The 13,899-nt window shown below is 62.7% G+C and carries 13 protein-coding genes; 7 read left to right on the top strand and 6 right to left on the bottom strand.

Annotated elements, in window-relative coordinates; all coding sequences use genetic code 11:
• Nucleotides 1-7: 7 nt before the first annotated feature.
• Genes EOC94_RS15105 through EOC94_RS15085 form a run of 5 tightly spaced genes read left to right on the top strand, consistent with a single transcriptional unit; the run spans nt 8 to nt 4,585 of the window.
• Nucleotides 8-898, top strand: a complete 891-nt coding sequence (locus EOC94_RS15105) for an ABC transporter permease (protein ID WP_126104157.1) — start codon at nt 8-10, stop codon at nt 896-898.
• Complete coding sequence (locus EOC94_RS15100; protein ID WP_095484663.1) at nt 898-1,683, top strand: ABC transporter permease; 786 nt, start codon at nt 898-900, stop codon at nt 1,681-1,683. Before EOC94_RS15105 ends, EOC94_RS15100 begins: the two co-directional genes overlap by 1 nt.
• Nucleotide 1,684: 1 nt before the next feature.
• Nucleotides 1,685-2,794 (top strand): ABC transporter ATP-binding protein, encoded by a 1,110-nt coding sequence (locus EOC94_RS15095; protein WP_126104155.1) that lies wholly within the window; start codon nt 1,685-1,687, stop codon nt 2,792-2,794.
• A 24-nt stretch (nt 2,795-2,818) separates the two neighbouring features.
• A complete protein-coding gene (locus EOC94_RS15090; protein ID WP_127291422.1) occupies nt 2,819-4,204 on the top strand; it encodes an FAD-binding oxidoreductase in 1,386 nt (461 codons plus the stop codon).
• A 27-nt stretch (nt 4,205-4,231) separates the two neighbouring features.
• On the top strand, nt 4,232-4,585 hold the full coding sequence (locus EOC94_RS15085) for a cupin domain-containing protein (protein ID WP_095484660.1): 354 nt from the start codon (nt 4,232-4,234) through the stop codon (nt 4,583-4,585).
• A 24-nt stretch (nt 4,586-4,609) separates the two neighbouring features.
• On the opposite strand, the gene EOC94_RS15080 is transcribed toward EOC94_RS15085, so the two are convergent.
• From EOC94_RS15080 to EOC94_RS15070, 3 genes are read right to left on the bottom strand one after another with little or no spacing between them, the layout of a single operon-like run.
• Nucleotides 4,610-4,897 carry a DUF1330 domain-containing protein gene (locus EOC94_RS15080; RefSeq protein WP_091591899.1) on the bottom strand — a complete coding sequence of 96 codons (288 nt, stop codon included), beginning with the start codon at nt 4,895-4,897 and terminating at the stop codon, nt 4,610-4,612.
• A gap of 28 nt (nt 4,898-4,925) precedes the next feature.
• A complete protein-coding gene (pyrF, locus tag EOC94_RS15075) occupies nt 4,926-5,609 on the bottom strand; it encodes an orotidine-5'-phosphate decarboxylase (RefSeq protein ID WP_095485091.1) in 684 nt (227 codons plus the stop codon).
• A 20-nt stretch (nt 5,610-5,629) separates the two neighbouring features.
• Nucleotides 5,630-6,226 (bottom strand): NADPH-dependent FMN reductase, encoded by a 597-nt coding sequence (locus EOC94_RS15070; RefSeq protein ID WP_127291419.1) that lies wholly within the window; start codon nt 6,224-6,226, stop codon nt 5,630-5,632.
• Between the two features lie 251 nt (nt 6,227-6,477).
• Between EOC94_RS15070 and EOC94_RS15065 the strand changes: the two genes are divergently transcribed.
• Nucleotides 6,478-7,290 (top strand): sulfite exporter TauE/SafE family protein, encoded by an 813-nt coding sequence (locus EOC94_RS15065; protein WP_095484657.1) that lies wholly within the window; start codon nt 6,478-6,480, stop codon nt 7,288-7,290.
• A 44-nt stretch (nt 7,291-7,334) separates the two neighbouring features.
• Here EOC94_RS15065 and pmtA read toward each other — a convergent pair whose 3' ends face one another.
• From pmtA to dnaK, 3 genes are all read right to left on the bottom strand, one after another.
• Entirely contained in the window at nt 7,335-7,940 is a 606-nt protein-coding gene (gene pmtA, locus EOC94_RS15060) for a phospholipid N-methyltransferase PmtA (RefSeq protein ID WP_126104151.1), read from the bottom strand.
• A gap of 142 nt (nt 7,941-8,082) precedes the next feature.
• Nucleotides 8,083-9,213, bottom strand: a complete 1,131-nt coding sequence (gene dnaJ, locus EOC94_RS15055) for a molecular chaperone DnaJ (protein ID WP_127291417.1) — start codon at nt 9,211-9,213, stop codon at nt 8,083-8,085.
• A gap of 210 nt (nt 9,214-9,423) precedes the next feature.
• Nucleotides 9,424-11,340: a molecular chaperone DnaK gene (gene dnaK, locus EOC94_RS15050; protein ID WP_126104150.1), complete on the bottom strand. Its 1,917-nt coding sequence runs from the start codon at nt 11,338-11,340 to the stop codon at nt 9,424-9,426.
• Between the two features lie 563 nt (nt 11,341-11,903).
• Here dnaK and EOC94_RS15045 point away from each other — a divergent pair.
• Complete coding sequence (locus tag EOC94_RS15045; protein ID WP_127291414.1) at nt 11,904-13,898, top strand: hypothetical protein; 1,995 nt, start codon at nt 11,904-11,906, stop codon at nt 13,896-13,898.
• Nucleotide 13,899 lies beyond the last annotated feature (1 nt).

The following is a 13,899-nucleotide window of genomic DNA, read 5'->3' as shown; positions in this document are numbered from 1 at the left end:
CGCCGCAGTGGCAACGATAACAACCGACAGCCGGAAAACTGGTCCGGCTGTCGCAGCAGACGACCGCCGGCGCTGGTTTCGTGGACAGGCTTTCTGGCTCGTCGCGCCGGCGCTGCTGCTGCTCGTCGTCTGCCTGGGCCTGCCGCTCGCCATCGTGACCTTGCGTAGCTTTTCCGAGCCGCAATGGGGATGGCAGAACTATGCCTGGTTCTTCGGCACACCGGTCAACCTGACCGTGCTTCAGCGGACCTTCGCGATCTCCGCCTGGGTGACGCTGGTATGTCTCATTGCCGGCTATCCCTATGCCTATGTGATGACTGCGGTCGGGCCCAAGATGCGGCTCGTCCTCATCCTGTGCGTTCTGGTGCCGTTCTGGGTGAGCGGTGTGGTGCGCACCCTGGCATGGGTCATCCTTTTGCAGGACTCCGGCGTGATCAACTCCGTTATCCGGGCAGTCGGCCTTAGTCCGGTCAAGCTGATCCGCACGCAGACAGGCGTGGTGATCGGCATGGCGCAGGTGCTGTTGCCGTTCATGATCCTGCCGCTCTATTCGGTGATGAAAACGATCGACCTGCGGCTCATGCAGGCGGCACGGAGCCTCGGCGCGAGCCCGGCGCGCGCCTTTGCCCAGGTCTATCTGCCGCTCTCGCTTCCGGGCGTCTATGCTGGCGCCATCATCGTGTTCATTCTTGCGCTTGGGTTCTACATCACCCCAGCGCTGCTCGGCGGTCCGCGTTCGACCATGCTCTCGACCCTGATCCAGAACCAGGTGCTCAGCCTGCTCAACTGGGGTCGTGGCGGTGCGATGGGTGTGGTGTTGTTGATCGCGACCTTCGTCCTGCTCGCGCTCGCAGCACCGCTGTCGCGCCAACCGCACAAGACGGGCTCGACACGCTGATGAAACAGCCCGGTCGAATCCTGCTCGGTCTGTTCTGCCTGCTGGTCGCGGTCTGGCTGGTCGCACCGACAATCGTCGTCGTGCCGATGTCGTTCAACGACAAGAAGTCGCTGGCCTTTCCGCCATCCGGCTTTTCCTGGCAGTGGTACCAGAACTTTTTCACCAACCCCGAATGGTCGGCGAGCCTGGTCGGCTCGCTAAAGGTTGCCGTCGTCACTGCGGTGTTCGCCACTGTCATCGGCACGCTGGCGGCATTCGGCCTCGATCGCATGAAAAGCCGCGTCAGCGGCGTGCTGCGTGCACTGCTGATCACGCCGATGGTCGTGCCGGGGGTGGTGCTCGCCGTCGGAATCTATGCGGTCTATCTCGATACGCGGTTGGTCGGCACCATGACCGGCTTCGTGCTGGCCCACACGATGCTCGCCGTCCCTTTCGTGATCATCGCCGTTTCCGCCAGCCTGGAAGTCTTCGACAAACGGCTGGAGACGGCTGCGGCCAGCCTCGGCGCGACCCGGCTGACGGCATTCAGGACGGTGACGTTGCCGCTGATCGCGCCGGGCATCCTGTCGGGGCTGCTGTTTGCGTTCGTAACCTCGTTCGACGAGATCATCGTCGCGCTGTTCATCACCAGCCCTTATCTGAAGACACTGCCGGTACAGATCTTCTCCAGCATTACCCGGGATGCCGACCCCACCGTTGCGGCGGTGGGCACGCTGCTCTTCATCGTGACGTCGCTGGTGATCGGGGCGGGGCTGCTGATCGGTTCGAGACAGGGAAAACGTTGACATGGCCTCACCATCGACCCGCGGCGCAGCCATCGATCTCAAATCCGTCAGCAAACAGTATGGCAGCTTCATTGCTCTCGATAAGGTTTCGCTGCGCATCGAGCCGGGGGAGTTCATGACGCTGCTCGGACCCAGCGGTTCGGGCAAGACGACCACGCTCAACGTCATCGCCGGCTTCACCGAGGTCAGCTCGGGTTCGCTTGATGTCGGCGGCAAGAGCGTCATCGGCGTACCGGCGCACAAACGCAACATCGGCGTGGTTTTCCAGCACTATGCGTTGTTTCCGCACATGACGGTGAGCAGGAACGTCGCATACCCATTGACCTTGCGCGGCATCGCCAATCCCGATCGCGAGGCGCGGGTGCGCAAGGCGCTGGACATGGTGAAGATGGCGGATTTCGGCCACCGCTTCCCCAGCGAGCTTTCCGGCGGGCAGCAGCAGCGCGTCGCGCTGGCGCGCGCCATCGTATTCGACCCGCCACTGCTCCTGATGGACGAGCCGCTCGGCGCGCTCGACAAGAAGTTGCGTGAATGGCTGCAGCTCGAGATCAAACGGATCCACCGGGAGTTGGGCACCACCTTCGTTTACGTCACGCACGACCAGGAGGAGGCCTTGGTCCTCTCGGACCGCATCGCCGTGTTCAACCAAGGACGCATCGAGCAGATCGGCACCGGTCGCCAGCTCTACGACGAGCCCGAGACCTTGTTCGTCGGAAAGTTCGTCGGCGACTCGACGATACTGCGTGGCGCGGCCTCCACCTCCGGGAACGAGACCGCCATCGAGATAGAAGGGCGGAAAGTGGCCGCCGCCAAACGCCTTCCCGATGGCGCCAAACCCGTGATGCTGCTGCGGCCGGAGAAGCTGAGCCTCGCCAGACGGGGGAAGGGCGGACAGGATCGAAACACCCTGCCCGGGCGCATCGGCGAAGCCATCTATCTCGGATCGGGCTCCAAATACGAGGTCGTGCTGGCGGACACCTCCAAGGCGATCGTGCGCTCGACGCTGGATGCCGAGACCTTCGCCATCGGCGACGAGGTCGACCTCATATTCGCAGGCAGCGACGTGAAGCTGTTAGCGGACGACGAAAAGGCCGATTTCACGCTGACCTGAATCCTATCTGGGAAAATCGCGACAATGGATGTGAAGAAGAACGGCGACGTTTCATTCTGGTATGCCGACATCGGCGGGGTGCCCGGCTACCGGCCGCCGCTGCAGGGCGATATCGTAGCCGACGTTTGCATCGTCGGGGCCGGCTACACCGGCCTTTGGACCGCCTACTACCTGAAGCAGGCAGCGCCGCACCTCAACATTGTCATCGTCGAGAAGGAATTCGCCGGCTTCGGTGCTTCGGGACGTAATGGCGGCTGGCTGTCCGGCGGATTCTCATGGTCGCGCGAAAAATATGAGGAGGCATCGTCGCGCCAAGGGGTCATCGCCATGCAGGCGGCGATGATGGGCACGGTGAACGAGGTCATATCGGTCGCGGAGACCGAAGGCATCGACGCCGACATTCGCCGTACCGACGAACTGCTTGTCGCAACCAACGAGGCGCAGGAGCAGCGCGCCAAGGCGATGTATGCCGATGCCAGGTCCTGGGAGCTGACCGACGACCGCGTCGGGTACATCGATGCAGCAGAGATGCGCCGGCGCATAGCGGTGCACAACGCGCGCGGCGCCTTCGTCATCAAGAAAGTTGCGCGGGTTCAGCCTGCAAAGCTGGTGCAGGGGCTCGCCAGGGCAGTGGAGCGCCTCGGTGTCCGGATCTGTGAACAGACGACCGTGCTGTCGATCGAAAAAGGCAAGGTTGCAACCAACCGGGGCGTGGTGCGTGCCGAAAAGATCGTGCGGGCAACCGAGGGTTTTACCGCGGGCATCGCCGGCCACGAGAGACTTTGGTTGGCGCTCAACAGCGCCATCGTTGTGACCGAGCCGTTGTCCGAAAAACTGTGGAGTGAAATCGGCTGGGATGGCTACGAGGTGCTCGGCGACGCTGCGCACACATACTGCTATGCGCAGCGCACCCGGGAAGGACGCATTGCCATGGGCGGGCGCGGGGTGCCTTATCGTTTCGGCTCGAAGACCGACGTTCGAGGCGTCACCCAGCAGGCGACGATCGACAAGCTGCACAAGATCCTGACGACGCTTCTGCCACAGACCAAGGGACTCAGGCTCGACCATGCGTGGTGTGGAACGCTGGGCGTGCCGCGCGACTGGTGCACGACGGTGGGCTTTGACAGGCAGACCGGAATAGGCTGGGCCGGCGGCTATGTCGGCCTCGGCGTTTCCACCTCGAACCTCTCGGGACGCACATTGAGGGATCTGCTGCTGGGCAACGACACCGAGCTGACGCGGCTTCCCTGGGTCAATCGAACCGTGCGCAAATGGGAACCGGAGCCGCTGCGCTGGCTGGGCGTCCATTCCATGTATCAGCTCTATCGGATTGCCGACGAGCGGGAAGCAAAGGGGCTGCCGCGCACATCGCGGCTGGCCGCCCTGGCCGATCGCATCACCGGGCACTGAACCGCATTACCTCGAGGACTTAAGAAAATGATCGACTTCAAGACCTTCGCCCACCTTGCGCACATCGACCTCGGTGAGCCTCAGCCGAAACCCACCTCGGTGGAAGGCGATCAGCTGGAAGCAGCCAACACCCTGTGGGCTTCGGATGATGGCAAGATCGAGGTCGGTGTCTGGGAATGTTCGCAGGGCCGGTTCACTGCGCGCCGAGACACGAATTCCGAGATCTGCCACATCGTCTCCGGCCGCGTGACGCTGCACGGTCCCGATGGCGCGGCCAGGAATGTCGGACCTGGCGAATTGCTTGTCCTGCCGCTTGGCTGGGAGGGCGAATGGACCATCCACGAGAAAACGCGCAAGCTTTACATCCTGCATTCGGTCTGACCGCCGCAGGCGGTTGCCGCTGGACTAAACCCCTTCGACCAGCACGATCTCGCCGTCGGCCACTTTCTGGCGGATCGCCACGGCGCGCTGATACTCCGGCGAGTGATAGCAATCGTGCGCCGCAGCCAATGACGGAAATTCGATGATCACGTTGCGGTCGCGGCCCGGCCCTTCTGCCTTTTCATGCGCACCACCACGTGCCAGGAAAACGGCCCCGAAACGATCGAAAGCCGGTTTGGCGGCAGTGACATAGTCCTTGTAGCCTTCCGCATCGCGCACATCGACGCGGGCGATCCAGTATCCCTTGGGCATGCTTTTTCTCCAGTTTCGGAATTGATCCTTAGGCCGAGCGCATTTCGTCAAGGATCGCTTCCGCGACTGCCCGCCTGTCGGCGGCGCCGACGATCGGCCGGCCGACGACGAGATGGCTAGAGCCGTTGCGGATCGCCTGCGCCGGCGTGACGACGCGTTTCTGGTCGCCATGGTCGCTGCCCTTGGGCCGTATTCCCGGCGTGACGACGGCCAGGTTGGGCCCGACGATCCGGCGCACCGCTTCCGCTTCCTCGGCCGAGCAGACGATGCCGCCCATGCCGGCATGCAGCGCCTGCTCGGAGCGCCTCAGCACCAGCGTATGCGGGTCATATTCATAGCCGGCGTCGATCACGTCCTGCTCGTCCATCGAGGTCAGCACGGTGACGCCAAGCAGGCAGAGATCGCTGCCCCTGGCGGCCTCGACCGCTGCCTTCATCGTCTTCGGATAGGCGTGCAGCGTCAGCATGGTCATGCCCATCCTGGCAATGGCCTCGACACCCTTGGCCACCGTGTTGTCGATGTCGAGCAGCTTCATGTCGAGGAAGATTCTGGTGCCGCCGCTGGCGAGCTCGCGGGCGAAGTCGAGCCCGCCGGCGAAGGCGAGCTGATAGCCGATCTTGTAAAAGGAGACGACCCCGTCGAGCTCGCGCACCGCCTTCTCGGCTTCCTTCAGCGTCGGCACGTCGAGGCCGACGATCAGCCTGTCTTGCATGGTGCTGGCGCGCTCCTGGATCAAGCCTCGATCCGCGTGGACAGCAGGCGCGAGGTTTCGATCAGCGTGCGGCATAGGTGCTCCATCGATCTGTGCAGTCTCTCGTCCCTGAAATTTCCGTCGTCGTCGAAGGCGTTGCCGCCCTCCGGCACGGAACACTCCGGCGTTACCACCTCCATCTGGCAGCGCACCAGCACGGCGCGCAGATGGTTGATGCAGCGTACCCCGGCGAAGTGTCCTTTGGAAGACGAACAAAGGCCGGCGGGCTTGCCGGTGAACGGCCTGAACGACCGCCCGCCATCCGTGCGCACCCGGCTCACCCAGTCGATAGTGTTCTTGAGCAGCGGCGGGATGGAGCCGTTATATTCGGGCGTCGCGATCAGCAGCCCGTCATGGGCAGCGATCTGCCTGGCAAGCTTGAAGACGTTTTCTGGAACGCCTTTCTCCTTTTCCAGATCCTCGTCCAGGATCGGCAGCGGATAGTCGGCAAGCGAGATCCGGGTCACCTCGGCGCCCTGCATGGCGAGTTCCTTCTGCGCCACGTCGGCGGTCCTGCCGCTGTAGGCGCCAGCGCGAATCGAGCCAGCGAAGACGAGAATTTTCGGGATCACTGCCATTGGCCACCTTTGTTCCCGGACAGGTACAGCCAAGGATCGCTCAGATCAACGCATCGGCCCAAAAATCGAAAATCGATTTCTGGAAAGCACGATGCTTGGATTCAAGGTGTTGTGCGTCCAAGAGGACGCACGTCGCTCAAGGGATCAAACCTCGCTCACTCTGAGCGACCGAGTTCGACGCGGAGCGGACGCTTACTGACGGGCCCAAGGATCGCCTGTTCCAGGCGTCGTTTCCGTGTAGATATAGCGCTATGACTCAAGGATTGACCTCGACAAATCCTCCGCAAAAACTTCCGCTTGCATTCGGCGGTGGCGCAATCATTGGCGCTCTCGGCGGCCTGATCGGCCTCGGCGGTGCTGAATTTCGTTTGCCGCTGCTGATCGGGGTCTTCCGCTTCACCGCGCTGGAAGCCGTCATCCTCAACAAGGCCATGAGCTTGGTGGTCGTCGCCACGGCGCTACCCTTTCGCATGGGCACGGTGCCTTTTGGCCAGATTGCGGCGCATTGGCCGATCATCGTGAATTTGCTTGCCGGAAGCCTTCTCGGCGCATGGTTCGGAGCGGGATGGGCAACGCGCCTGAAATCGGAAACGCTCTACAGGGTGATCGCAGCGCTGCTCATCGTCATCGCGGCTGTGCTTGTGTTCGGACATGATGCCAGTGTGGGGCGAGCACTGTTGACGGGTACGGCCCAAATGGCGGTGGGTGCTGTCGCAGGGTTCGCAATAGGCGTCGTCGCGTCGTTTCTCGGCGTTGCCGGCGGCGAACTCCTGATACCCACGCTGGTTCTGCTCTTCGGTGCGGACATCAAGCTTGCTGGAAGCCTGTCGCTCGCCGTGAGCCTTCCGACGGTGCTGGTCGGCTTCTCACGCTACAGCCGCGATCAGAGCTTCGCCACCATCGGACGAAATCGGTCGCTCTTGCTTGTAATGGCAGCTGGATCAATCATGGGGACCTTGATCGGCGGTTTTCTGCTCGGCATCGTTCCTAGCGCCCTGCTATTGCCAGCGCTAGCCGCGATCCTCGTAATCTCCGCGTGGAAAGTCTGGCACCAGGCGAGGTAGAGATGTCCGCTTCTCACCCATTTTAGGCCATTTGCGTTTCGACGCTAGTGTGCCGCGCGCCGGTAGATCCACAGCTGCGTTGGCGGGATGTTGCGGATGACGAAATGGAAATGCTCAACCGTGTAGTCGCCGCGGCCAGGCGGGATCGGCGACATTGGGCCGTAGGTCAGCTGCACGATCGGACGGCCTGTCGGGATGCGGTCGAGAAGGCTTTCGACATAGGCGATGCGCTGGGCGACCGGGAAATTGAGCAGTGGGACGCCGGAGACGACCGAATCGAAGGTCAGGCTGCTCTTGTCGCCAAGCGTCGCATCGAGATTGAAGGCGTCGCCCTCGATAACGTTGACGCCGGGATAGAGCCGGCGCAGATGGCGCACGAAATCGGGGGAATATTCGACCGCATAGAGATTTTCAGGCTTTACGCCCTGGGCGAGGATGGCTCTGGTGATGACGCCGGTGCCGGGTCCGACTTCGAGCACCGGCAGGCCCGACTTCGGGTTGACGACGGATGCCATCTTGCGGGCCGTGATGGAACTGGTCGGCACGATCGAACCGACTGCCTTCGGCTTGTCGATCCAGCCCTTGAAGAACTTCAGCTCGTCGTCGAACTTTTCCGCCAGCGCTTTTCGCAGTCCGGGACCATGTGCCATGCAAGTTCTCCTGAACGCTCCCCCGAGAGGCTAATTAGCAGCTACGGGGTTCTAGGCAAGGCGGATGCCGGTATAAGATGTTGATGACGCTAGGGAAGCTTCGCCTTAATTGCACTCTACACCCGATTGACGAGAATAGGCATCAGCGCTCGCTGAAGGTTTCGAAAAAGTCCTTCATGCGGGCAAAAAAGCCGCTCGACTGGGGCGAATTGTCCTTCGAGGAAAGCTGCTCGAATTCCTCCAGCAACTCGCGCTGGCGGCGGGAAAGGTTCTGCGGCGTCTCGACCGTGGTCTGAATATAGAGATCGCCGACATTGTGTTGGCGTAGCACCGGCATGCCCTTGCCCTTGAGGCGGAACTGACGGCCGTTCTGGGTGCCTTCCGGCACCTTCACTTTCGTCTGGGTGCCGTCCAGCGTCGCCACCTCGAAGGAGCCGCCAAGGGCGGCCGTCGTCATCGAGATCGGCACCTTGCAATAGAGATCGGCGCCGTCGCGCTGGAAGAATTCATGCGGCTTGACCGCAAGGAAAATGTAGAGATCGCCCGACGGGCCGCCGCGCAGGCCGGCCTCGCCCTCATTGGCAAGGCGGATGCGGGTGCCGTCCTCGATGCCGGCCGGGATGTTGACCGACAGCGACCGCTCCTCGGTGACGCGACCCTGACCAGCACATTTCGGGCACGGCTCCTTGATGGTCTGGCCTCGGCCCTGGCATTGCGGGCAGGTGCGCTCGATCGAGAAGAAGCCTTGCGTGGCGCGCACCTTGCCGTGGCCATTGCACATCGAGCAGGTGACGGGCTGGGTGCCGGGCTTGGCGCCGGTGCCGGAGCATTCCGTGCAGGAGATCGACGCTGGCACGTGAATCTGCGCTGTCTTGCCGGCGAATGCCTCCTCCAGCGTGATTTCCATATTGTAGCGCAGGTCGGCGCCGCGCTCGCGGCCGCCTGAGGAGCGGCGCTGGCGCCCGCCCATCATGTCGCCGAAAATATCCTCGAAGATGTCGGCGAAGCCGCCGGCGCCGAAGCCTTGCGCGCCGCCATTCATGCCGCCCTGCTCGAAGGCGGCGTGGCCGAAGCGGTCGTAGGCCGCGCGCTTCTGCGGGTCCTTCAGCGTCTCGTAGGCCTCGTTGATTTCCTTGAACTTGTGCTCGCAGGAATGGTCGCCGGGATTGCGATCGGGATGGAACTGCATGGCGAGCTTGCGGAAAGCGCTCTTGAGCTCCTTCTCGTCTGCCCCCTTTTGCACGCCCAGCGTTTCGTAGAAATCAGCTTTCATCTTTTCCTGCAGTCCGGATATTCAACGTCTTGAAGCCTTGTTGCGTCGTTTGCCGGCACGCTGTTCCGATTTAGGTGCGATGGGGCCGGGATGCCAGTGTCGACGCGGGCTTGCCCGCATTTTTTCGATCAAGCCCGTATTTTTTCGACCAGAGTTGCAAAAAAGCCCGGCTTTGCGCCGGGCTTTCCGCTTTATCTGCCGTCAGGCGGCTCAGGCCGACTTCTTCTTGTCGTCGTCCTCGTCGATTTCCTCGAAATCGGCATCGACCACGTCGCTGTCCTTGGCGGCATCCGCCTTGGCGTCGGCCTCCGCGGCTTCCTTCTGCGAAGCCTCGTACATGGCTTGGCCGAGCTTCATCGAGGTTTCGGCGAGCGCCTGGGTCTTGGCTTCGATCTCGGCCGCGTCGTCGCCTTCGGCGGCGGTCTTCAGCGCTGCGATCGCATCGGCGATCGCCGTGCGGTCGGCCTCGGAAACCTTCTCGCCATATTCCTTCAGCGACTTCTCCGAGGAATGCACCAGCGCCTCGGCCTGGTTGCGGGCCTCAACCAGCGCGCGCCGCTTCTTGTCGGCCTCGGCATTGGCTTCGGCGTCCTTCACCATCTTCTCGATGTCGGCGTCCGAAAGGCCGCCGGATGCCTGGATGCGGATCTGGTGCTCCTTGCCGGTGCCCTTGTCCTTGGCCGAGACGTTGACGATGCCGTTGGCATCGATGTCGAAAGTGACCTCGATCTGCGGCACGCCACGCGGCGCCGGCGGAATGCCGACCAGGTCGAACTGGCCGAGCGCCTTGTTGTCGGCGGCCATTTCACGCTCGCCCTGGAAGACGCGGATGGTCACGGCCGACTGTGAATCCTCGGCCGTCGAGAACACCTGGCTCTTCTTGGTCGGGATCGTCGTGTTGCGCTCGATCAGCCGTGTGAACACGCCACCCAGCGTCTCAATGCCGAGCGACAGCGGCGTCACGTCGAGCAGCAGCACGTCCTTGACGTCGCCCTGCAGCACGCCGGCCTGGATAGCGGCGCCCAATGCGACGACCTCATCCGGATTGACGCCCTTGTGCGGCTCCTTGCCGAAGAACTGCTTCACGATCTCCTGGATCTTGGGCATGCGGGTCATGCCGCCAACCAGGACGACCTCGTCGATTTCGCCAGCTTTCAGGCTGGCATCCTTCAGCGCTGCCTTGCAGGGCTCGATCGTGCGCTGGACGAGATCCTCGACCAAGCTCTCGAACTTCGCTCGCGTCAGCTTCAGCGTCAGGTGCTTGGGGCCGCTGGCATCGGCGGTGATAAAGGGCAGGTTGATCTCGGTCTGCGTGGTGGACGACAGCTCGATCTTGGCCTTTTCGGCGGCTTCCTTGAGGCGCTGAAGGGCGAGCTTGTCGTTGCGCAGGTCGATGCCCTGCTCCTTCTTGAACTCGGCCGCCAGATATTCGACCAGACGCATGTCGAAATCTTCGCCGCCAAGGAAGGTGTCGCCATTGGTCGACTTCACCTCGAAGACGCCGTCGCCGATTTCGAGCACGGAAATGTCGAACGTGCCGCCGCCAAGGTCATAGACGGCAATGGTCTTGCCTTCCTTCTTGTCGAGGCCGTAGGCAAGTGCGGCCGCGGTCGGCTCGTTGATGATGCGCAGCACTTCAAGGCCGGCGATCTTGCCGGCATCCTTGGTGGCCTGGCGCTGGGCGTCGTTGAAATAGGCCGGAACGGTGATGACCGCCTTCTCGACCTTCTCGCCGAGATAGGCTTCCGCCGTTTCCTTCATCTTCTGCAGGATCATTGCCGAGATCTGGCTGGGCGACTGCTTCTTGCCGCCGGCCTCGACCCAGGCATCGCCATTGTCGCCCTTGACGATCTTATAGGGGACAAGCTTCTTGTCCTTGTCCGTCACCGGGTCGTCATAGCGGCGGCCGATCAGGCGCTTGACCGCGAAGATGGTGTTTTCAGGATTGGTGACCGCCTGGCGCTTGGCCGGCTGGCCGACCAGGCGCTCGCCATCGCTGTTGATGGCGACGATGGAAGGGGTCGTGCGCGCGCCTTCCGCATTCTCGATGACCTTCGACTCCTTGCCATCCATGATGGCGATGCAGGAGTTGGTGGTCCCCAGATCGATACCGATTACTTTTGCCATTTTTCTAGTCTCTCCGCTAAGCAGGCTCTCAGGACCCGTACAGGCGTTCCGACGAAAGCCCCTGTTCACAAGAAATTCCGCTTCGGCAACCGGCATTCCGGCGTCGAACGGCTTGGCGCGTATATAAGAACAGGCTGCGCGGCGCGCAAGCATTCTGCGCAAGGCCGCCCAACATCCTTTGCTCGGCCGAGCCGGGTGTTCTCCGGCCATGGCGCGGGGAGCTCAGGCCGTCCAGCGCTTCCCATGAACCTTTCCGCGTTCGTTCGCGACTGACACCTAGGTGCGCCGCATGGTGCGGCCCCGGAAAGGAAAGTGCCATGACTGGAAATCCAGAGGCTCCGCAGTCTCCGGGAACAACGGGAGCTCAGCGCGACCACCGCTTTCGGGATGGGGTCGATCCGCTGGGCTTCCCGCTGATTCCGTTGACCCTGCGTAAGAGCCGGCGTATCGTGACTGCGAGGAAAGCAGACAATTCGATCAGGGAAAAACGTGCCGGAACGTCGCGCCTTGCCCTGATTTGCGCGGAAACGCCGGATGTTTCTCCCGCCCGCGGGGGGAATTCCATGTCTTGCGACCACGGCGCGTTCGTGCGCTCTCGTGCTGGCCACTTGCGCCGTGCGATCCAATCAACCAGTGGATTCCCGGCAACCAGTAGATTCCTGGCGCTCGCCACCACCCTGTGGCTCGGCTGTGCCGCCCAGGCGCAGGAAACGCAGATCATCTATCCGGGCTCGATGGCGGTGACCGGATTTTCCGGCACTGTCATTCCCAATTTCGAAGAGGGGCCCAATTTCGAAGCAGGCTTGCCGCCCGGCGTCGATCCCGTCGACGAAACCTTCATCGACACGACGCGCGCAACCTTGCGCGTTTTCGACGTTTCAAGGCTAGGCGGGCCGGCCTCCGGCCAGCTCGTCTTCACGCCGCCGCCCTTCGAGGTGACAGCCGAGCAGATCGGCCAGGTGTTCGGCATCACCTATGACGACGGCGTCCGCGACGGCGTTCCATCAGGCATTCCGAACCTCTATGCCGGCGCCACCTCGCTGCATGGTATCCGCATCGTCACATCTGACGAAGATGCGGACGGTCGCCCGGAGCGGCAGCGTCGCGGTGCTGCCGGCGCCATCTTCATGGACGGCCAGTTCGGCACCGAGAACGGCGGCGGACCGGGCACGATCTGGAAGATCGACGGCATCACCGGCAAGGTGAGCAAATTCGCCGACATCGACACCAACAGCGGTCCCGGCGTCGGCGACATCAGCTTCGACAATATCCATCGACAGCTCTTCGCCAGCGATCTCGACACCGGTCTCATCCACCGCATCGACGCCAACGGCACCCTGGTCGACACGTTCGACCACGGCGTTGCCGGGCGCCCGGCGCACCGGCTGGCCCCGCTTGCCGACGATGCCTCGGCGATGGACATCGAGGACGCTGCCTTCGACAGCGAAGACCCCGACAGCTGGGGCTACACGCAGGATGAGCGCCGCGTCTGGTCCGTCGCCTATCACGGCGGCCGGCTCTATTATTCGGTTGGTGAAAAGGCCGAGATCTGGTCGGTGGGCATTGCCCGCGACGGCAGTTTTGCCGGCGACCCGCGCTGGGAGCTGACGGTCAAGGCCGACAGGGACCACGCCGTCACCGACATCGCTTTCGATATCGGCGGCTTCATGTACCTAGCCCAGCGCGGCCCGATAGAAAACCGCTACGACTACAGCCAGTTCGCCGATTCCGGCAAAGGCGAGGTCATCCGCTACTGGCGCGACAACCCAGACGATCCGGCGACGGAATCAATCTGGGTGGAAATGCCGCAGGAATATGCGGTCGGTTTCCCCGAGGACAACCGGCAGTCGGCCGGCGGCCTCGACCTGCAGTATGGTTATGATTCCGACGGCAATCTCGACACATCAGTCTGCACCGAGACGCTGGTCAACACCGGCGACAAATTGCGCGACAATCCGGAACTTGCCGAACAGCTTGCCGGCGGCGGGCCGCTCGCCATGCACGGCGTGCAGATCACGCCGACGGCGTTGGTCAAGCCGGCCAACGTGCCACCCTTCGGCTCGTGGTTCGTCGACTTCGACGGCTATTTCGAAGACCCTGAGGTTGAAGGCCATGTCGGCGACGTCGAGGTCTGGCACCCCTGCGAGGGCCGTGCCGGCTATTACGAGCAGATACCGGGCGGCGGCTACCTGCCACCTTTCTATCCGCCTGATTTTCCGCCCCCCGGTGGCGTGCCTCCTTGCCTCGATGTCGAGGATGTCAGGTACTTCTGCACGCCCTCCGGTCTCGAGGCCGAACTCTATCTCCACGATCATGCCGGCTTTGGCGGCGATTCGATCAAGGCTCTGTCCAGGACATCAGGCGTCGGGGTGACGTCGCCCCTCTCGCATGCTCCCGGCGCGCCCTACACGATCGGCATCACCGGCCACTATCCTGGCGACACGGTCGATGTCGGGCTCTGCTTCTACAGGCAGTCCGATCGCGACAAGGGCGGCTACTTCCCTTGCTGCAAGATGACCGTGCCGCTCAGAACCCCAGCCGTCAGCTGCGAACGTTGAG

This window comes from Mesorhizobium sp. M6A.T.Ce.TU.016.01.1.1, assembly GCF_003997065.1.
Classification (GTDB): Bacteria; Pseudomonadota; Alphaproteobacteria; order Rhizobiales; family Rhizobiaceae; genus Mesorhizobium; species Mesorhizobium mediterraneum.
This window is presented reverse-complemented; position numbering and strand designations above follow the sequence as displayed.

Coding starts and splice junctions, on each gene's coding strand:
- EOC94_RS15095 (WP_126104155.1), top strand. CDS start 1,685: ATGGCCTCACCATCGACCCGCGGCGCAGCCATCGATCTCAAATCCGTC.
- pmtA (WP_126104151.1), bottom strand. CDS start 7,940: ATGGCACATGGTCCCGGACTGCGAAAAGCGCTGGCGGAAAAGTTCGAC.
- dnaK (WP_126104150.1), bottom strand. CDS start 11,340: ATGGCAAAAGTAATCGGTATCGATCTGGGGACCACCAACTCCTGCATC.
- dnaJ (WP_127291417.1), bottom strand. CDS start 9,213: ATGAAAGCTGATTTCTACGAAACGCTGGGCGTGCAAAAGGGGGCAGAC.
- pyrF (WP_095485091.1), bottom strand. CDS start 5,609: ATGCAAGACAGGCTGATCGTCGGCCTCGACGTGCCGACGCTGAAGGAA.
- EOC94_RS15080 (WP_091591899.1), bottom strand. CDS start 4,897: ATGCCCAAGGGATACTGGATCGCCCGCGTCGATGTGCGCGATGCGGAA.
- EOC94_RS15045 (WP_127291414.1), top strand. CDS start 11,904: ATGTCTTGCGACCACGGCGCGTTCGTGCGCTCTCGTGCTGGCCACTTG.
- EOC94_RS15085 (WP_095484660.1), top strand. CDS start 4,232: ATGATCGACTTCAAGACCTTCGCCCACCTTGCGCACATCGACCTCGGT.
- EOC94_RS15100 (WP_095484663.1), top strand. CDS start 898: ATGAAACAGCCCGGTCGAATCCTGCTCGGTCTGTTCTGCCTGCTGGTC.
- EOC94_RS15090 (WP_127291422.1), top strand. CDS start 2,819: ATGGATGTGAAGAAGAACGGCGACGTTTCATTCTGGTATGCCGACATC.
- EOC94_RS15065 (WP_095484657.1), top strand. CDS start 6,478: ATGACTCAAGGATTGACCTCGACAAATCCTCCGCAAAAACTTCCGCTT.
- EOC94_RS15070 (WP_127291419.1), bottom strand. CDS start 6,226: ATGGCAGTGATCCCGAAAATTCTCGTCTTCGCTGGCTCGATTCGCGCT.